This is a genomic window from Candidatus Nitrosocosmicus sp. R, from assembly GCF_054408505.1.
Genome location: NZ_CP167090.1, coordinates 1,572,609 through 1,591,745, shown reverse-complemented (window position 1 = coordinate 1,591,745; position 19,137 = coordinate 1,572,609). Strand labels below are relative to the sequence as shown.

The following is a 19,137-nucleotide window of genomic DNA, read 5'->3' as shown; positions in this document are numbered from 1 at the left end:
AAAATGAAATATTTAAACGGAATCAACGCAACCTTTCAAAATACTAAGGAACAATATATGTCCGTGGTTTTTATTTGTGTTAATTCATGATAAATTTCAAAAATAATATAGTACTAGAAATGACTATAATTAAGTCTCAAACCTTGGTTTCATTCTTCGTCCAATGGTTTTCTTGAATATCTAACCTTAAGAACTAACATACAAATGTTTAATGATACACCAATAGAGTTGCCAATAAGTATCACAATATCTGCTCTACCGAGTCCGTATATGGCCCACAGAGAAAGACCTACGATCAGAACAACAAGAAATCGAATAGAAACGTCCTCGGTGTCCTTAGTTCTTAGTGCCTTTCTGATCTGAGGTAAAGTACTGGCAACCGAAAATGCAGTGGCCAAAAGTCCTATGAATGTTAAAAGAATATCTGTCATCCATCTTACAATGTTTACTATGTCTTTTAATGACTATAATTTTGTAAAAATATCTTGAGACCCCACAGAGATCAACTTTTATTCACTATCTTCTTACTACATTACTACGAGATTCAATATTATACAGTCGATTCTCCAAATACTTTTGATCATGTCCATCTAATAGAAAATATGAATCCATTTGATAAATCTGCAAAACTATTCGAATTACTCGGTAGAAAAATAACCTCTCATTTAGGTAAGGTTAAATATTTATAAAAAAAATTTCAAGATACTTAACATAGAAAAAAAGTGTGTAGAATATCCTTCTGTAAAAACTTAATATATAATAATAATATGAAAGTAAGGTTTAGGATAATTACTTATTAATTTATGAAAATAATTGACATTTGACAAGAAGCACTTCATTTCTATCTGCTTAAACTAGTTAAGGAACATTTATTTTTATTAAGTGTATCTTAAATATGTTAATAAATGACCCAGTGGTAAAATGACTAATGAATAAGAAATTATTTGTCCTATTTTCTACGTTATCAATTCTATCTTTTGGTATCGCATCTATTTCGTTAACAAATCAGATTTTTGCACAATTACTTCCATCTTTGAGTAATGATGGAGTCGGATTAGGGTTAACAGATACGCTTGTAAACAAAACTAACCAGGTCAGAAACAACTCTATTAACCTAATCGATCAGGCTAATAATGCACTCAAAAACTCTCCTTTGAATATAATCGATCAGGCTAATAATGCACTCAAAAACTCTCCTTTGAATATAATCGATCAGGCTAATAATGCACTCAAAAACTCTCCTTTGAATATAATCGATCAGGCTAATAATGCACTCAAAAACTCTCCTTTGAATATAATCGATCAGGCTAATAATGCACTCAAAAATAAAACTAACCAGGCCAGAAACAACTCTATGGAACTAATTGATCAAGCTGCAGTTAAAAAATTGGAGAGCGTATATTCTCTTACCAATACGGTAGGAATGAGTATGGTCAATGGGGTCAAAGTTAATGAAGTAGCCATTGGAGAAAATAATGTAACAGCTACATTGAATTATCAGCCTCATCAAAATGACTCTGAAGATAATTCTTTACCAGTAACTGTTATCGTAACAAAATTGCCTGTTGAAAATCTTACTAAATTGGTAATTTTGGCTACCGAATCTTCAAAAATAGCCTCAACATTAACAGGTGGTTCAGGTTCAATGAATACTTTAATAGAAAAAACCCAGTTAACGCCAGAAACGCTAAATATCGCACTAAACTCACTAGATTTAATAAAGAATTTGCAAACAGGTGTGGCTAGTGCAACTTTAAGCAGTTTGGATTATTCTCAAAAAATATCCGTGCAAACACCAGGCGGTTTGGTATCATCATTCTCAACATCTCCAAATGAATTTGTCACAGTATTGGTTGTACCTTCCATGGGACTTGGGCCTTTTCCCTCGAATTTTCCGTCTATTTTTTCAAAGTAAATCTTTGAAATTTTTTTCACTTTTTTAAGAAATAAGACCAGTATTAATTCTGGATTACGAAAAATATACTATCTGTACTGTATTGATAGCATCATCTTTTAAGAATGTTATCCTGATTGTCGATACTCTATACCGTTCTGTCATGTTTGCTTGCTGAAGTAATGATTATCGAAATTGAAACAATATCTAACTGTCAAGATATATCTACTAGTACTTTACTTGCATCTGTACTCGGCAGTATTAACCGTCTTTCGATTTCATTTCTAAAGGTCTATTTGTAATGAGTAACCCCTTAAGAATATTATGAATAGAAGAACCATTTTAAACAAGAAGTCTATCTAAATATTTAGAAAATCATTCATACTATCAATGTACAAATGTATATTTGCGGGTGTCATTCTCAAATGCAAAAATAGTTGAGTAAAATTAGTTTTTGATTAATATGCGATTATGTCACCATATCTTGTATTCTCTTTTTAACAAGACTAGAATAAAGTTTGACGTAATCAATGTCTTAAAAAATTAAATGAGTACATCTTATCGATATTACTAACCCCTCTTGTTAGTCCATCTCCTCTCTCAGGTTCAAGATGTTTAATAATAAACATAGATTATTTGAAATTTACTCATATTAAAAGTTCAAGATCTGCAAAAAATATATTTTCTTCATACAATATGGACTTAAGAACTAGTGTATGTAGAAATTGTCAATACTTATCGTAAATGGTTTTAAATCGACTTCATATTTATACATGGAAAGCCATTACAATTATTCCAACGTTATTGTAAATAACCTATTGGACTTTCATTACCAATGGAGTTTAATCCTGCAAAGATAGTTGAGTACAATGTTGTAATTGTATTGAAAATAGACCAGATTCATGTAGTCAAGGTTTCGGTGGTGCTTATATAGCTTTGAAGTTGAAAATTTGTACCATATTCCGTAGATTCAAAAATATATTACTAAAAACATAGTTAACCCATTTGGGATTCCAAGATTTTAAGAAGGAAAGTAGCTTCTGTTATTTAATGATTATAATAATTTACTACAATAATATCAATATTTTTGCCAAATCTTGAATAACCAAGATCTTAGTATTTTTGTTAATAGAGGCATTATTATATAAGTCATTAGCAGAACTGTTATAGTAATAGCGATAACAAGTCTTATTGCATAAGGAATTAAAAGTATTTCTGTTAAATTATGAATTTGAGGAACTAAAGTTAACAGCAGAATAGATATATCAGGAATGGTAACAATTGCCATTTTGTATCGTGGTGGAGGGTTTAGTGGAATCAAAGATGAAGATTCTTCGTTCAAAAATGGAGTAAACCAAAACTCTAGGCCTGTCAGTTTTTGTAGATTGTAATCGGGTTCTGCTAATCCCCTACCTTTTTGTAACCATTCATTTCGTACAGATGATTTTTCCCATTTCTCAAGATTATCATACTTATTGAACCTAAATATTATAACGTATTCAGATTTAGATTTACTATTATTAGTTGGTCTAATTATATCAATACCCGTACTTCCATCTTGTCGGGAGACTTCCTTAGAAATTCCTGAAAGCCATTCTTCAAATTCTTTGATTTTATTTTTTTTAGCAATACGTTTAATGATTACAGTAACCGGAAGTGAATGTTTGTCGGTATTGTTATCATCATCGTTCTTTGTCTATTATAGAATTAGAATATTGATAAATATATTTTTTGAATTAATCCCATCATTATTTGAGATATTTTCGCAACGCAAAAATATAGATTATCAGCTTAATGCTTTGGATATTTTGCAATTGATGTGTGAACAGTATAATTAAGAATCATATCATCTTTTTAAGGATCAAGCTACTAACTATAGGAATTCCTTTGACTTTTTAGTACCTTATATCACTAATTGGATCCTACGGGTATGAGGATTTATTATCTGATGTTTGGACTTGTCTGTCTAGAAAGCTCAGCAGTCGCTCTCCCTGTCAGAGAAATTTCATAACAATAGGTAATATTGACAAACCTCTCTTATTGTTCAAGAAAAATATCCTTAATTTGTCATGATCATGAAAGAGATTCATCAATAAAGGGAAAATCTAGGTAAATATTTCCTCTTTAGTAAATAATTTATCATGATTTGATGTATAAATATATTCCTTCTGCAAGAGGATGTAGGCTTTGGCGCAAGCCAATAAAGGTCTTGAGATAGCATAACAGATCTCAATACCAAGATCCAATGCCTGCATATGCTAAATTGTGTTCGCATTCTCTGCTCACAGATTTGTTTTTCAAGGTGGTTTAGCTCAGATTTTACTTTTTTTGATTCGCACGGTGGCAGGTCTTGTATCTCATCTTTAAGAATTTACAACTCATTGCTGCATGTGGTAATAATTTTATATTTATTTAAATAAAACTTATAATTTTTTGATCAAAAAAAGAAAAACAATAATTAAATTAATCAATAATATAAACCTATTAAAGAAAGTTTGATCCTATACTATGTATTAATGAGCATCAAAGACATAGCTGATGAAATAAACGATCACTTTGTGATCTATGGCAAAGATGCTGTTGATGTTGATTATGATGGTGTTGGACTGTGTCCTTTTTGTAATTCTCGTATAGATGAATTTTATTTTTGTGCTTGCGGTGGAAACATGGGTGCTGACTAAATTCTTTCGAATGTAAAATTGGAACAATACGAATAGATTTTATTTTCAGCATATATCAAATTTAATATAATAACATTACAACTCTACTACCACAAGGAACTTAATCTCCTTGAATAAGAACCAGTGTCTAGGCTGAGCAAAATTAAAGATTAGATTCAATTTTGGTTAAAATATTTAAATCAACATCATTTTTAAACATGAAATGTACTTGATTTTTGATTTTTGATTCTCAAAAAAATTAATTATATCGAGTAACAGAAAAAAAATAGAATCCATAAATGATTAACGCAAGTTCCGAGTCAATGTTAATAAGGAATTGAAGAAAAATTATATTAATTGGTGACCATAAAAGATGACGTCGAAATGAAGAAAAAGGCGTTAAAGCGACTCATTGTTAACGAGTGTTTTAAAAAAACAATGTTTGAATTAGAAAAGAAGTGTAAGAGAGAGGAAAACAAGTATTGTCTAAAACAGATTGGGCAATAACAATAATAGGAACTACATCATTGATTGCATTTGTTGGATTCTTTATTATGATAGGAGTCAATAGTGGAGGAATCCGATAGAATGGTTTGATACATTGCAAAAAAATTTTTTCTAATTGTGATTACATCACTTAGACTTTATACCTGGGTGTTCCATTAAAAAATATCCATGATCATTGTCTTAATATAAAAACGTTCGGTTGCGTTCCTATACTTTGGAAATTAAATTATACAAAATTATTGTTGTTTAATCGCTCCATTACTATTTTATCTACTTGCGTTATTTTATATTGATGATGCTCATTCGATTCTTCCTTGATTTAGGAAAACTGAATTAACGAATTTTATTTATTTGTTAATCCCGTTTCTATTGGTTTCATTACTTGGTTCTAAATTACCTTCTCATAGTTAACACCATACCTTTTTCATATGTTTGAATATTTTTGTCAGAATATGTTTATCATGATTTAATATTTTATTATCATCATCAGGACAATACCAATCGATGTATAAACCTGTACAATATATTGTAAATATGTCTGAATTTGATAAAACAAGAAATAGTCAAATAATTAATAATGCCAAACGGTCAGTTGTAAAGAGAATAGTCATTTTAGTCGCTATTTTGGCGGTAACAATGAGCCTAACCATATGGTTGGTTCCAGTCGAATATTTAATTTATTTCCAAAGCCTACAGGTGAGTATTGCGGGATGCCTTGTTATAGAAATAGTAGCCAATTCCGCGTATCGACTGGTGATTACGGCCCAGCATTCTGGTCAGACAGCCAACTCATTGAGGAGCCTCATAAGGATTCTTGGAGCTATCACGGTTGTTGCCATTGTGTTGTCATTTCTTAGCCAAAACGCTGCAGTAGCGGCATCAATCGGCACCCTATCGGCACTTGTAATCGGTTTTGCTTCACAGAATCTTTTAGGAAATATGATAGCAGGTATGTATTTGTCGCTGACGAGGCCATTTAAGATAGACGATGTGATTACCGTATTCGGAAATAGTGGAAAGGTTCGTGACATTGGACTGTTAAACTGTGAGCTATTGATGTCAAATGGCGATATTATGAGAGCACCCAGCTCATCGTTATTGACATCGCCGGTAATAATAAGGAGTGAGAACACTCAAGAGGATTGTAAATAAAGTTGTCATATTTTGGACATAAGGTGACGAGTACGATCGGTATAATGGTCACCAAAACAATCTAAAAAAAACAAATACCACAAGTATTCATCGTCCTTACTACAAGCAGTAGGTTAGTCAACACTGTCTACGCTTCATTGAAATAGTAGAACAAGCTAAATCTAAAACAACCTAGGTTCATCAGTCCATTCATGGGTGTTTCTTAATGTCATATTCGAATTATTGCCGCATTGACATATGCAGTAGCATTGTTTTATACCATCATCGCATTTCAGCTCTCAAATTGGGTAGATCAAGGCCGATTTTAGGTGAGCTCAGGATGGAACAAAGAAATGTCCGAATCGATACCTGACAGAAATACCTTCAGGATTTCTATATGACGATATTAGAAGTTCATGATATGCTCTCATGTTCAATGTCTAGAATGGTTTTATAATTATCAGTGAAAAAATAATTACTGCCAAAAAATTGATCGAATACATTAACTCTAGATAATGCTTAATACAAAGACATATTTCTGAAATGTTCCCAAGCAATTGGAAGGAATTCATACCATTTTCACCAATTTAATAAATTCTATTAATCTGACAGGGCCCTGTCAGGAAGCTTTTCTGATATCAGTAAGAATCCATCTAACTCTTTGGCCTATTTTATTCAAAACCCAAATTGAACCAATACAGGTTTATAGTTGGGAATAAATTTTGTCATATTCTAGGATTAATTAGATGGTACAAGATGTACTAATTTACAAATAAATCCGTATCGAGAACATGTTTCCATTCTGCATTCAAATGAATCTCATAGTCATTAATTTAGATATCTGCAAGAGTATATTAAATCACTCATTTACAAGATGATTCAATTGGGATAAGATTAAAAATCTTTCTTAAACTAGATTAAAAAAATGGAGGAAACTGAGCTTAGAATTGAATCCTGAAATTATATCAAATATGTTCACTCTTACTTTGTCGGTTTAATAAGATTTCTATACTTGTTAAAACCTATTTATTGATCCCCTATATAGGTAATAATTAGTTCCAAACGAACATTCGATGTTTCAGATAATATTCTTTTGTATTCATTTATCGATATATTTCATTTCTCATATTCTCGAGACTTGTGCTATCATACATCTTATCATGTCTTTCAGTCTTTAAAATGGATTTCGAAAAGAATTCATTGGTATTTTTGAATTAGAGTTGATTCTAAAATTACAATAACTTATCACACTACTCATTGTGATTCTTGTATGATTTGTTGTTTGATCAATTTGGTAAATTCTAATTCTGACATTTTTCTTTTTGCTTGGACTATGGCCGCTGCATCATTACCTACCGTAAGTCTTAGTTGCGGATTTTCGGATGTTACTGCATGTAGTATTACTTTTGCCACCTCTTCTGGGGGTGATGATTCTGGATTGTCCATCATAGATTTAAAATAACTTTCTATTCTTTGGGTAAAGGAATGATAAGGCGATTTTTCCTCTGAGGCTTTTTTAGCCAAGACACTAGAATTCATAATGTTGGTTTTTATAAACCCTGGTTCGATTACAATTACCCTAATTCCAAACGGTTCTAATTCATATGACATTGATTCACTGAGGCCTTCTAACGCGAACTTTGTGCTATTATATGCAGATAGGATTGGTACACCTACTAGTCCTCCAACTGAACTTATATTTACTATCGTGCCTCCACCATCCTGATTTCTCATTGTGGGAAGAACGGCCTGTGTTACACGTACGGCCCCAAAAAAATTTGTTTCAAATTGTGCTTTTAACTCTTCAATGGACAATTCCTCTAATGCTCCAAAAAGGCCATATCCTGCATTGTTTACTAATATATCGATTCTCTTGTTGTCTTTAACTATTTTGTCTATCGCATTATTAACTATGACATTATCATTGACATCAAGCTGAATAACCTGTAATGGTAGTTTTTCTTTCTTTGCAATTTCCATGATGGTTTTAGATTTTTCAATATTTCGCATAGATGCATATGTGGAATAGCCATTTCTGGCCAAAATGAGTGCAGTTTGAAATCCTATTCCACTTGAACTTCCTGTCACAATAGCAACTTTCCTCTCGTTTACTTTCATATTTAGGTTAAGAAAACATGTCTATAAATTGGTAGTCTCAAATTTGGTGAAAATATGCTTAAATAATTCCAAAAAGACAATTTTTAAAAATTAATAACTTCCATGTTTTGCAAAAACCCTAGACCTTGGGCATAGATTTTATATTGTCTTTGATTACCCTATTAATTTTTAATCTTCGAATTTACGTTATACAAATAAGGTATGGAAAAAGTCCTGAGCCGCTCTTTCACGTTATTAGGAATAAGTAAAATGAGCTTGCATCCGAAAATATTTGAATTATGTGAATGCGCTTCGGGTTTATTACAATCATCGGTACTAACATACCTTAATTTGTCTTGATTAAGAGAGCCAATAAAGGTCTTGAGATAGCATAACAGATCTCAATACCAAGACCCAATACCTATGTGAAATTGATATTTCGATTGATTTTATACTTAATACTTTTACACATGTTACTTGTATCCTTAGTTAATGCAATCATTAATTGACTTCTTTTTAACATGAATCTATTTATTTACATAAATATTATATAATTTGGTCTGACTGTCGACATTCATTGTCTAATGCAAAGATCGAACAAGTCTAAAAATATGGTAGAGATCATTATTATTATTGTTGCTAATCTTGTGTAGTCATCAACTTCTTTTTACGTCGACGATTATTTACTATCATATTATGATTTTCATTATGGATTTCTTGATTCTCTAATTCTCCTTTCAATTTAACATCATTGCTATTTTTTTGTCTTTTTTTTAAAACTTTGGTAATATCAGTAGATTTTTCGAGATATTGTTGTTCAGAAACTTCCTTCAAAGTATCATTTGAATAAACTGGAGAAGGAGAATTCATCACATAGTGTTTATGCCGCCTTTCTACATCTTTATTGTCTCCTTTAAGGACCTTTTCAATTTCTTTTGCCAAAATCCTCTTGACAAGTTCTTTGAGTCTATCTGTATCTGGACCCGGTGGATAAGTGGCTAATAAATATTCAAATATTTTCATGTACTCAACTACTTTGTTGCGATAGTCCTCCTCAGAGGGTTTGTGATTTCTTGTTATCTTAAACCAAGTAGTTGCACATTGAGCAGGATAGGCTTTTGCAAGTTCTTCTATTACACGCTCCATTTCAAAGTAATCTAGCATAAAGACAAACTCCTATAGAAAAGAATAATTGGAATACTTTCCTTTCTTCTCAATTTACATAATATGTGTTCTTGTACTATTTATCCTCTCATTTTGTGCTCTTAATATATAATACAAACCCCGCTAGAATTTGATAAATTTTACGATGAATTGGAGTCTTGATTAATTCTAAATGTAACAAGAATTCGTAATTCGTTTAACTTTATTGAATTCAATCAATATTCAACAGTGGATATGTGCATACCAAAGGATATCGTGGTTTTGTCTGGGTTCATTGACTTTTTATTGAGGATTGATCTTCGTGAAATGTAGCAATATGTTTACTGTAGCCCACAATAACCAATAATCAAAACCACAATATTTCTAATATGGATATCACAAACATTCTTAGTTCTTAATTCCTTCACAATATTAGGAAATGTCCTTATTACCTAAAATGTAGTGGCTGAAAGTCAGAAAATATTAATTGAATATTGACCATCAATTAATCATTGAATATCGTGTCTTTGATTTAGGTAATAGTTGTAAAAAAGTGTGAAGTATGCTAGCATGAAGCCATTTCAGAATACAAGTACTAAAAACTGAAAGCAATTGCGATGCAGTTTTATAAAAATAAATTCTCAAAATATTTGTGATGAAACAGTAAACATTTCTATTGAACTATACAATAAAGAATGAAACCAATAATTTTCTGCAAAGAGATAACAGAAAAATAATTAATATTCACTTGGTAAAAGATATTGATCCAGGAGCCGCTGGAGTCAATTATATAGTCATTTATGATAAGTATTCTTATATTTTCTGATTTTTATTTAGCATCCACATCCCATAATACCGGTAAATTTTCACAGCAAGTGGTTGATTGGGTAACTCAAATCAATTACATAAGTTTGATTTCAAAAGTGTTATTTTTGTCGTATGGTAATGATATTATCGTATTTTCGATCGGTTGATAAATTCTAGATTCTGTTCCAAAGAACATATGATGGGATAAAGTCTCTTGAATGCATTATTAATATTGCCGACATAATTGAGCCGCCTTATTAAGCTGATTAAGAATATACAAAAAAATAGTCGAAGGTTTATCTACATTTGATATCGAATTTTCTCTGATATTAAAGCTTTACAAAACCATATTATGAAATATTTTGTCGTCTGGTGAGAAATTAAAATTTAAAATGGAATAGGATATCAATATTACGGTATAATCTCCAATTATATAATGAACTAGAATTGTATCTCGAATTTGTTATGTAAAAAATAAATTATTGAAATTATAGAATAGGTTAAATTATTTCTGCATAATAATACTGCATGAATTATGAACCAAAAAATTCATTAATCTTTTCACTACTCTTCATTACTCTTGCCATAATGATGTTAACGACTTTTGTTCAAGGAAAAATATCGTTTGGTCAGGCAGTAGATTTGATACCAATTCGAACTGGAAATGCCACTCTAGACCAGGGCCTTCCAGGATTTTATGATTGCATCGATAAAAAAATAGACGAGAGTAAAGGTGTTGAAGTAGATCCGTATTTTGAAAAAGAACCAACCAAACATGAGGTAACTAGTTGCTACAACGAAGTATTTACTTATAATTCTGATGCACAATCATCAATCGATAATTCTGATGCACAATCTCATGCACAATCATCAATCGATAATTCTGATGCACAATCTCATGCACAATCATCAATCGATAATTCTGATGCACAATCTCATGCACAATCATCAATCGATAATTCTGATGCACAATCTCATGCACAATCATCAATCGATAATTCTGATGCACAATCTCATGAACAATCATCAATCGATAATTCAGAACTTAGTGATATTGAAAAATTTAATTCCCTATTTGGGTTTACGGGTTGAACAAGAGGGGTAGATTATCGATATTACTAATGCATAATTACTGAAAATATCTTGTATAGTATTTTCATTCCAATGTTAACAATGCAGTTCCTCAACCGTCATTTTGAACTTCTTTGATCCTTGATGGTTGAATGTCTCTATTGGAAAGTTCAACGATAAAGTCATCCATGGAGTAATCAACTTTCTTAGGGATTGCAATTTGTATATAGACCATCAATCCTTTTCTTACCTCCTAAATTCTGGATTATTTTATTAGCTTTTGATGATAATTTTTGGTAAACTTTATTCATCAAATCTTAATGCATGGGTATGGTTGCACTCATCACGAGGGACACCCTCGCAGTTCCTTATACTTAATAGCAACACTAGTCTAAAAATTAGGTGCATAGCAAAGCTATTGGTCGATCCCTGGAAAGAGTTCAATTAGAGATTCGAGATACCCCTATGACTCTTTTTTCAAATCAAAAATCTGACTGATAAGAAACCAGATAAATGCAAGTTTATGGAATGGGAGTAATTAGATATTATTATTTTTGAATATCTGGCTAGAAACTAATGATAAGGAATAACACAAATAAAATTGAAGAGAGGAGGTGGTTTATTGTTGGTCTTCTGCGTTGTTGCCGTCATTTAAGTTAAATGACAAAGCAACGTTGTTACATGATGCTAAAGTATTATTATTTGAAAAACATTCTGCACTTTCTCCTGTAGAACTCTCTTGAATGATATCTTGTAATGAGACATTTGATTTTTTTTGGTTGCAAATGCTGCGTTGCTGTCTCCTGCAATTGCGACTACTGAACCAATTAGGGCTGTTGCAACGAATATAATTGCGAATATTCCAAATTTGTGAGTTTTTATTAGACCGTCCATTTTATTGCGATGTATATCTAAAATTATACATATCATAGTTTAGACACTTCAAACTGCAATATTTTAATAATAGAAATGATTGTATTTTTTGACTTACAATATTTCTATAATTGAAATTAGACTAAGCATTGCTGCAGTCTAAATCATGTATTACAAAATCCAATTTTGAAGATCTGTTCGAATTAAATTTGCACTTGGTAAGGACAACCTTGAAAACTTTTAATTGGGAATATATTTCAAAATTCACGAATGAGATACAACATTCATTAAATAAAATACTAGTATTAAATGAAACTACTCTATTTTGATGTAAGTTTAATAAGTTATTCTCATTAGACATAGTAAATGCAAAACAATAGACCTTTAGGTGTTACAATTATTGCTATTCTTGCTATTCTTGGAGGTATTGGTTCCTTAGTAGGCGGTATTGCTCTAGTAGCGTTAATACCATTCCTAGGTGCAGTTCTCATTATAATCGGATTAGCTTATTTTGTTGTTGCTTATGGATTATGGCAAGGGCTAAAATGGGCTTGGATTATCACGTTGATAGTTACTGTAATAGCTTTTATCTCGGGCCTGGGATCAATCATCGTCGGAAATGTAGGAGCAGTTATTCCGGTAATAATCAATGCTATTATCATTTACTATCTATTCAAACCAAATGTGAAGGCGTACTTTGGAAGATAAATACACCTATATTTTTATTGAATCCTTGTCCTTTTTTGTCCCTTCATCGTTTTAGTTATTTCCCCACCTATAAATTATAAATTTTTGATATTTTGAATAAAAACAAACTACCAATAAGATAATTATTTTGTTTATTTTCGCTGTATTCGTACACTATTTATCTTTTCTTATCATTAATCCTCAAAATAAAATAACTAATGTGAATGGCTGAATCATTTAATTGAGGCTGTTTTTGCAATCTTTATTTCAAGATTCTAGCCTCAAAATTCTGAATGTTGGCATATTTACCAGTTGCTAATTATCTGATTCATGGCCTTCCTTTCTAAAGCAAAACAAATCCTTAATTTGTCATAATTAGGTAAGGGATACCAATATAAGCAAATCACGGTAAAAAATCCTCTTAAATAATTAACCGCTGATCGTTTTGTACATCAATTGATTACTCATATAAAAGAGTACATCCTTATTACAAACCGATAGCGGGTTTGAGATATTGTAGAGGATCTCAAACCTATGATCCAATTCCTAAAAATGATAAATTTTGGATCCATTCAAAAACACCGCCTTATTTTGACTGGCCCCTTAAATCCAACTCATCTGACCAACAATGCGTCAGTACTTAAAATACAATGTTGATCAATACTAGTAATTAAGTAGACATAGCGTAATTATAGTATACGCAGCGTAATAGATATAAACATGTTCTAACATTTATTAATATGACGAATGTCTCAGATATGTCTTCTCATTTGTATATTCATCCTAATAGTAAAATAGAATTCTATTCTCGTTTGAGTAAAATTATTTCATTAAACATGGATCAATACTTACCTCACCAAATACAAACTAATTTGATTAAATATATTCAAAATTTTTCTATTAGCCTCATCAGTTTATCGTTGATTTGCTGATAACCATGAATGGTTGGCTATTTGATATTTATCATCTAAAAGATAGAATGATTTTATGGATAAAAGAAAGAAATGGGAATGTAAAAAGACTAGAGTATTTATGGTCTCCTTCAATATATGTAGCGTCAGACCTAAAATCCGAGTTAGTAGACTTGATAAGGAATGGTAAAATTATTTCATCAATCAAGGAATATCAATTTGAATACAAATTTGAGTATCCTTCTTCCACTGCTGTTGATAAGCGTAAAATGGATGTAACTCTGAGATTAACTCTGTCTGATTCACTGCAGATATTAAATTTAGCAAGACAAATTGAAAAACTCTCTAATAGATTTGGACACTATCGACTATACAATGTAGATATATCACCTGAACAGTCTTTCTTATACGAAAAGGATCTCTATCCACTTGGATTATTCAGCCTAGAAAAAACAAGATCCACGGAATCAGTACGAACTAATATGTATCAAATAATTAACGATGAGAACGACGATATTGACTCATTTGATTACATTATTCCAAATTTTAAATTTCTGTCATTTGAATTAATTTCGGAGAGAAAATCAATAGGATATGATTTAGAGGATAGGATTCTAAAGATCAGAATTATCTTTTTTGAAAAGGATAACGTGATCAAGGAAAAATTTTCGATATCTGAAGAAAATGAACTTGAAACAATATTAGAATTCGCTTATGAAATTAATAGAATCGATCCTGATATTATTTTAACTAAAGGTGGAGACCAATTTTTGTTTCCACATTTACTTTATAGAGCCAAGGCCAACAAGGTTGAAAATCAGTTATTGATCAATTTGAATCGCGAATCAAATCTAGAATATTTACTAAAGAAAAACAAGTTGTTTCCAAATAAAAATATTAGATCTAATGACTTGTCCTCAACATCATACCTCTCTTACGGAAAAGTGTATTTCAAACCACGACCGTTTTTTCTATACGGCCGAATTCACATCGATGTTAACAATTCATTTATTTACAGGGACAATGGATTGGAGGGATTAGCAGAATTATCCAGAGTTTGCAGAATTCCATTACAACTAGCATCAAGATCTACTATAGGGAAGTGTCTAAGCAGCTTGTATTTTTATAATGCTCATAAAAAGGATATATTGATACCCTGGAAGCCTATAATGTCGGAAATCTTCAAGTCATTTTCTGATTTATTAAAGGCAGATAAAGGGGGCTTTGTTTTTGAGTCAAAACCTGGAGCATATAACAAAGTAGCAGAATTTGATTTTATATCTCTTTATCCAAATATAATGCTAAGGAAAAATGTTTCTTCAGACACAATCAATTGTGCATGCTGTAGATCAGAAACGGATAACAAAGTGCCAGAACTCGAACATCTTTATCACTTATGCAAAAAAAAGATGGGAATAGTACCTTTATCTCTTAAAACAGTTCTAGATAGACGGTTAGAATACAAAAAGAGAAAAAACCTGTGTATATCTAAGAATGATGAGTATTTAAAAAATTGCTATGACAACAGACAAACTGCTTTAAAATGGATCCTAGTTACTTCCTTTGGATATCTTGGATTTAGTAACTCAAAGTTTGGCAGGATAGATGCTCACATCACTGTATGCGCCTTTGCTAGAGATATATTAATGAAAACGTCTAAAATAGTAGAGAAACACGGATTTGATGTAATTCATGGTATTGTGGATTCTATCTGGATAAGAGAAATAGATAATATGAAATATTCATTATCGGCAGCCGATTCTGCATATCGATATATTAATTTAAAAAAAGACATAGAGGAGCAAACAGGTTTTTCCATATCTTTTGAAGGAGTATACAAATGGATCGTTTTCGATTCATCTAAGATCAATCCTGACTTACCTGCCCTAAATAGATACTTTGGCGTTTTTGAAGATGGGACAATAAAGATGAGGGGGATTGAAACAAGAAGACATGATACTCCTGAGCTCTTTGTCTATTTTCAAGAGGAGTTAATGAAAATAATGTCTGCCCATAGCAACATTCATGAAATCACGAAATGCTTGCCAATTTTAGAGAGCGTATATAAAAAATATATAAATTTAATATGCTCTAAAAAAATTTCATACACCGATCTGATATTTATCAAAAGGATATCAAAAGCAAGTAATGAATATGCAGATAGAAAGACAATTGAAAATTGTGTTTTAAAACGACTTACTAGCAATGGGAAATCCTTGAATGCTGGAGAAGAAATTAAATACATAATTACGAATTTTTATGGTGAGAATTTCTTGGAAAGGGCAGTACCAATTGAACTAATTGATGAAAACAATTTTAGGTACGATACGAAAAGATATTTAGAATTATTAAAAGAAACTTATGACTCCATAACTAAATTTTTCTATTCTCAAAATCCTATATTTGATTAATGGGTTTATAAACTAATTTGATTTATAAAATAGAATTACAAATCTATTACTACTGGAAAGTAAACTTGATTATTAATCAATTTAGTGGAAAATAAAGGACATTTCTATTGGGATATGGTATACACTGGATTACAATAGTTCAATTAATGGGTTATACAAAATAAGAAACTTCGGGTCAAAGCGTTATTTTACCATACATTTGTTGGAGCTTTGATATCGTGGATTCTAATTCTGTGTATCCATAGCCCTGTCCCAACTATCTTAAGATTTCCTATTAGGCATCTTAGATATTCTTGTTCTCTTCAAAAGTATATTATTCCTTGATTGCAAACACGACTTCAAATTGTAGCGAAACAAAAACAGAAGGGGTTATGAAAGCTAACATATTTCAGTTATTTTAGATTTTCATCTTGGCTTTAAAATCTTGTTTAAAGAAATAGGTGGTGATACATTCGATAGGTTCTACTATGAAATCAATTTTTGTTTTAAGTTTTTGAAGACCAAAAAGTTTGTCCAGACCGTTTCCATTTTTTATAATCGTTCAAAATTTTCTTATGATCAAACCCGAAACTTTCTTCTTCTATGGATGCTAGATCTACCCACTTTACTGCAGCTGCATCGTCTCCTGCCATGGGCTCTTTTCTATCGCTCTTATCAGATATTTTTCCAATAAATACTGTAGACATGATGTGACCTCTTGGGTCTCTGGAGGGATCAGAATACACTCCTAATATGTTGTCGATTTCTACATCTAAAGAAGTCTCTTCTTTTACTTCACGTATTGCTGCATCTTCCACCCTTTCGCCTTCATTTACAAATCCACCAGGTAAAACCATCCTTTGTTTAAATGGATCCTTTTTTCTTTTGACTAACAGGATTTTGGAATCTTTTTGAATTATGGTATCTACAGTAGGGGTTGGATTTTTATGCTGTTGTTTTCCTACGTTCACACGGATAACATTACATCCAACGATTTAAAGTGCATGGGTAACAAGAATAGATGAATGTTTCCTTGGTAAAATCTTGATCAACAAAACTTGCTTCTCAAACTATCGACCTATTTAAATTTTCTTTCCTAATTTACGGCGCTGTTAACTTAGGCGTTTGGCACCTCCTTGTTGTGTATTTTTACAAATAGATTCAACCAGTTTTTGACATGATCTAGTTTACACTTCTCTTTACTACATGGAAAGTAATCGTCAAATCCTTCAGTTCGATCCTTGATGTACTGCATAGTTCTTTCAATCAGACTTTTCTCAAACGAAGAATTGATATGGTGTTTTAGTTTTAGGAATCTACAAGCCATTGGGTACCAGGTTCCACCGTCTGTTGATACGACATGTTTTCCGTGAATCTTGATCAGACCTGAAATAAATCTCTCTCTGCGATAAGCATGTTCTTCTCCTTGGATTTATTAGCTAAGAAAGAGTGCGAGAATTTGCCTATTTTCTGGTTCGATTGCTGCCCATAACCAAGAGTATTCTGAGCCGACTTTTATTAATGTCTCATCAATGAGGTATTCTGATATTTTTATTCTTCTTGTTGAAACCTTTCGAGGTTTATACCTTTGAATCCAATTCCAAATTGCAACGTGACTTCTATTGATAATGTGTAAAAAGGACAATGCCTTGGCAGTATTTCTAAGCGATAAGCCAAGAAAGTACAAATACAGACCATAGTAAATATGCTCTGAAGATGTTCTCTTTCTTGTACTTAACATAACAGAAATAGAGCGTCTTTAAGCTAAAGATTTATCGTTAAGTTAACAGAGCCTAATTTACAATTAAATCTTAAGGCCAATAATGAGATAAACTTATGAAAAAATTAACGCTGTAAATAGGATTTGTCAGATAAATTACTCTATTATTGTCTAAAAATTGCAAATAATCCTAAGGATTACTTTGCTAAATGTGATGATTCTATCATATCAGTTTAGAAATTGTAAATTGTATGGCCAAGAAAATGATATTTATGAACCATAAAATTTTCATTATATCCGAAATTTTTTCTATCTTGTATTATCGGTCCTTATGGATAGGTTTAAGCAGTTATCAAGCCGACATCTTAATTGCTAGATCATTAACAAACCCTATCTGAAAACAAACCTTTCAACTCAAGATAATCATAAACATGTTTTGAAAAAGATCAATCTAGACTCTCATACTTTATTGATTTTTATCTCGGAATTCTAATTTTAATGCGGCAGTACGAGTGCGCGATAAACCCTTTTGTTAGCTTTCACGTTGTTATATCTTTTGGTTTATTCGACATTCATTAATACCTTATCTGTAATCCACTCGACATGACGCATTACACTATACCCTTATGAGATCAAAAGTGCAATAATTGAATTTTTGGCAGCATCATTATTAATGATTCAAAAAATAGTTTAATAGTTAAAAGCAATTATATAAATAGAATAGATATTTACATTCATGGCTAAGTTTCAAAATGCTGAGGATACCTACTCGTCAATTAATAAGATTGAGGACAGGATATTAGAAAAATTATTCATACTATCAAATAAACAAACTCCATTGACAAATGATAATGAATTACGTAAAATATTTACAGATAATATGGGTTCTTCAAATTTTGATATCGCCCTTCAAAATCTTATAGTAGGTGGTTTTGTTTCCCGAATAGGGGATAACGAATACCAAATTACAATGAACGGTATTGATGAGCACTCAAGACGAACTAACGCAGATGTACTCTTCTAGTTCAAGATTAATGAGTTAGGCAGCAGTTTGCTGTTTATTAAAATGCCAGGTTCATATATTATTTTACTATTGTGGTTTATTAATTAGGATTATATGGGAGAATCTCAACACACAATGTTACTAAATGTAATATTCATAAAGTAAATTCCATACAATCTGAAAATTTTTTGGTTATTCGATATAAAGTGGTAATTTAGAAACGTTTACTAAATGCAATTTTAT

15 protein-coding genes are annotated in these 19,137 nt (G+C 31.3%); 7 read left to right on the top strand and 8 right to left on the bottom strand.

Features of this window, described 5'->3' with window-relative positions; genetic code table 11:
* Positions 1–149: 149 nt before the first annotated feature.
* Entirely contained in the window at positions 150–431 is a 282-nt protein-coding gene (locus AAGU22_RS08185) for a SemiSWEET family sugar transporter (protein ID WP_458721697.1), read from the bottom strand.
* Between the two features lie 497 nt (positions 432–928).
* Here AAGU22_RS08185 and AAGU22_RS08180 point away from each other — a divergent pair, with 497 nt between their 5' ends.
* The 3 genes from AAGU22_RS08180 to AAGU22_RS08170 all read left to right on the top strand — a co-directional run bounded on the left by AAGU22_RS08180 (position 929) and on the right by AAGU22_RS08170 (position 6,213).
* Positions 929–1,915 carry a hypothetical protein gene (locus AAGU22_RS08180; RefSeq protein WP_458721696.1) on the top strand — a complete coding sequence of 329 codons (987 nt, stop codon included), beginning with the start codon at positions 929–931 and terminating at the stop codon, positions 1,913–1,915.
* Between the two features lie 2,495 nt (positions 1,916–4,410).
* Entirely contained in the window at positions 4,411–4,575 is a 165-nt protein-coding gene (locus tag AAGU22_RS08175) for a hypothetical protein (protein WP_458721695.1), read from the top strand.
* Positions 4,576–5,565: 990 nt separating this feature from the next.
* Positions 5,566–6,213 carry a mechanosensitive ion channel family protein gene (locus AAGU22_RS08170; RefSeq protein WP_458721694.1) on the top strand — a complete coding sequence of 216 codons (648 nt, stop codon included), beginning with the start codon at positions 5,566–5,568 and terminating at the stop codon, positions 6,211–6,213.
* 1,233 nt (positions 6,214–7,446) lie between these two features.
* Here the strand turns inward: AAGU22_RS08170 and AAGU22_RS08165 are convergent.
* Entirely contained in the window at positions 7,447–8,310 is an 864-nt protein-coding gene (locus AAGU22_RS08165) for an SDR family oxidoreductase (RefSeq protein WP_458721693.1), read from the bottom strand.
* Positions 8,311–8,928: 618 nt separating this feature from the next.
* On the bottom strand, positions 8,929–9,453 hold the full coding sequence (locus AAGU22_RS08160) for a hypothetical protein (RefSeq protein ID WP_458721692.1): 525 nt from the start codon (positions 9,451–9,453) through the stop codon (positions 8,929–8,931).
* A gap of 1,314 nt (positions 9,454–10,767) precedes the next feature.
* Between AAGU22_RS08160 and AAGU22_RS08155 the strand changes: the two genes are divergently transcribed.
* On the top strand, positions 10,768–11,331 hold the full coding sequence (locus AAGU22_RS08155) for a hypothetical protein (RefSeq protein ID WP_458721691.1): 564 nt from the start codon (positions 10,768–10,770) through the stop codon (positions 11,329–11,331).
* A gap of 91 nt (positions 11,332–11,422) precedes the next feature.
* Here the strand turns inward: AAGU22_RS08155 and AAGU22_RS08150 are convergent, their stop codons facing one another.
* Both AAGU22_RS08150 and AAGU22_RS08145 read right to left on the bottom strand, forming a co-directional pair.
* Complete coding sequence (locus AAGU22_RS08150; RefSeq protein ID WP_458721690.1) at positions 11,423–11,545, bottom strand: hypothetical protein; 123 nt, start codon at positions 11,543–11,545, stop codon at positions 11,423–11,425.
* A 452-nt stretch (positions 11,546–11,997) separates the two neighbouring features.
* Positions 11,998–12,240: a hypothetical protein gene (locus AAGU22_RS08145; protein WP_458721689.1), complete on the bottom strand. Its 243-nt coding sequence runs from the start codon at positions 12,238–12,240 to the stop codon at positions 11,998–12,000.
* Between the two features lie 309 nt (positions 12,241–12,549).
* Between AAGU22_RS08145 and AAGU22_RS08140 the strand changes: the two genes are divergently transcribed.
* Positions 12,550–12,891, top strand: coding sequence for a hypothetical protein (locus AAGU22_RS08140; protein WP_458721688.1), 342 nt, complete (start codon positions 12,550–12,552; stop codon positions 12,889–12,891).
* A 916-nt stretch (positions 12,892–13,807) separates the two neighbouring features.
* The gene (locus tag AAGU22_RS08135) at positions 13,808–16,192 is read left to right on the top strand and encodes a DNA polymerase domain-containing protein (protein ID WP_458721687.1); all 2,385 of its coding nucleotides are present in this window, start codon (positions 13,808–13,810) and stop codon (positions 16,190–16,192) included.
* A 485-nt stretch (positions 16,193–16,677) separates the two neighbouring features.
* Here the strand turns inward: AAGU22_RS08135 and AAGU22_RS08130 are convergent, their stop codons facing one another.
* The 3 genes from AAGU22_RS08130 to AAGU22_RS08120 form a co-directional block, all read right to left on the bottom strand.
* The gene (locus AAGU22_RS08130) at positions 16,678–17,142 is read right to left on the bottom strand and encodes an NUDIX domain-containing protein (RefSeq protein WP_458721686.1); all 465 of its coding nucleotides are present in this window, start codon (positions 17,140–17,142) and stop codon (positions 16,678–16,680) included.
* Positions 17,143–17,288: 146 nt separating this feature from the next.
* A complete protein-coding gene (locus AAGU22_RS08125; protein ID WP_458720979.1) occupies positions 17,289–17,498 on the bottom strand; it encodes a hypothetical protein in 210 nt (69 codons plus the stop codon).
* A gap of 108 nt (positions 17,499–17,606) precedes the next feature.
* Entirely contained in the window at positions 17,607–17,912 is a 306-nt protein-coding gene (locus tag AAGU22_RS08120) for a hypothetical protein (protein ID WP_458721685.1), read from the bottom strand.
* Positions 17,913–18,627: 715 nt separating this feature from the next.
* Between AAGU22_RS08120 and AAGU22_RS08115 the strand changes: the two genes are divergently transcribed.
* On the top strand, positions 18,628–18,915 hold the full coding sequence (locus AAGU22_RS08115; protein WP_458721684.1) for a hypothetical protein: 288 nt from the start codon (positions 18,628–18,630) through the stop codon (positions 18,913–18,915).
* The last annotated feature ends 222 nt before the right edge of the window (positions 18,916–19,137 follow it).

Coding starts and splice junctions, on each gene's coding strand:
- AAGU22_RS08185 (WP_458721697.1), bottom strand. CDS start 431: ATGACAGATATTCTTTTAACATTCATAGGACTTTTGGCCACTGCATTT.
- AAGU22_RS08180 (WP_458721696.1), top strand. CDS start 929: ATGAATAAGAAATTATTTGTCCTATTTTCTACGTTATCAATTCTATCT.
- AAGU22_RS08175 (WP_458721695.1), top strand. CDS start 4,411: ATGAGCATCAAAGACATAGCTGATGAAATAAACGATCACTTTGTGATC.
- AAGU22_RS08170 (WP_458721694.1), top strand. CDS start 5,566: ATGTATAAACCTGTACAATATATTGTAAATATGTCTGAATTTGATAAA.
- AAGU22_RS08165 (WP_458721693.1), bottom strand. CDS start 8,310: ATGAAAGTAAACGAGAGGAAAGTTGCTATTGTGACAGGAAGTTCAAGT.
- AAGU22_RS08160 (WP_458721692.1), bottom strand. CDS start 9,453: ATGCTAGATTACTTTGAAATGGAGCGTGTAATAGAAGAACTTGCAAAA.
- AAGU22_RS08155 (WP_458721691.1), top strand. CDS start 10,768: ATGAATTATGAACCAAAAAATTCATTAATCTTTTCACTACTCTTCATT.
- AAGU22_RS08150 (WP_458721690.1), bottom strand. CDS start 11,545: ATGGTCTATATACAAATTGCAATCCCTAAGAAAGTTGATTACTCCATG.
- AAGU22_RS08145 (WP_458721689.1), bottom strand. CDS start 12,240: ATGATATGTATAATTTTAGATATACATCGCAATAAAATGGACGGTCTA.
- AAGU22_RS08140 (WP_458721688.1), top strand. CDS start 12,550: ATGCAAAACAATAGACCTTTAGGTGTTACAATTATTGCTATTCTTGCT.
- AAGU22_RS08135 (WP_458721687.1), top strand. CDS start 13,808: ATGAATGGTTGGCTATTTGATATTTATCATCTAAAAGATAGAATGATT.
- AAGU22_RS08125 (WP_458720979.1), bottom strand. CDS start 17,498: ATGGCTTGTAGATTCCTAAAACTAAAACACCATATCAATTCTTCGTTT.
- AAGU22_RS08120 (WP_458721685.1), bottom strand. CDS start 17,912: ATGTTAAGTACAAGAAAGAGAACATCTTCAGAGCATATTTACTATGGT.
- AAGU22_RS08115 (WP_458721684.1), top strand. CDS start 18,628: ATGGCTAAGTTTCAAAATGCTGAGGATACCTACTCGTCAATTAATAAG.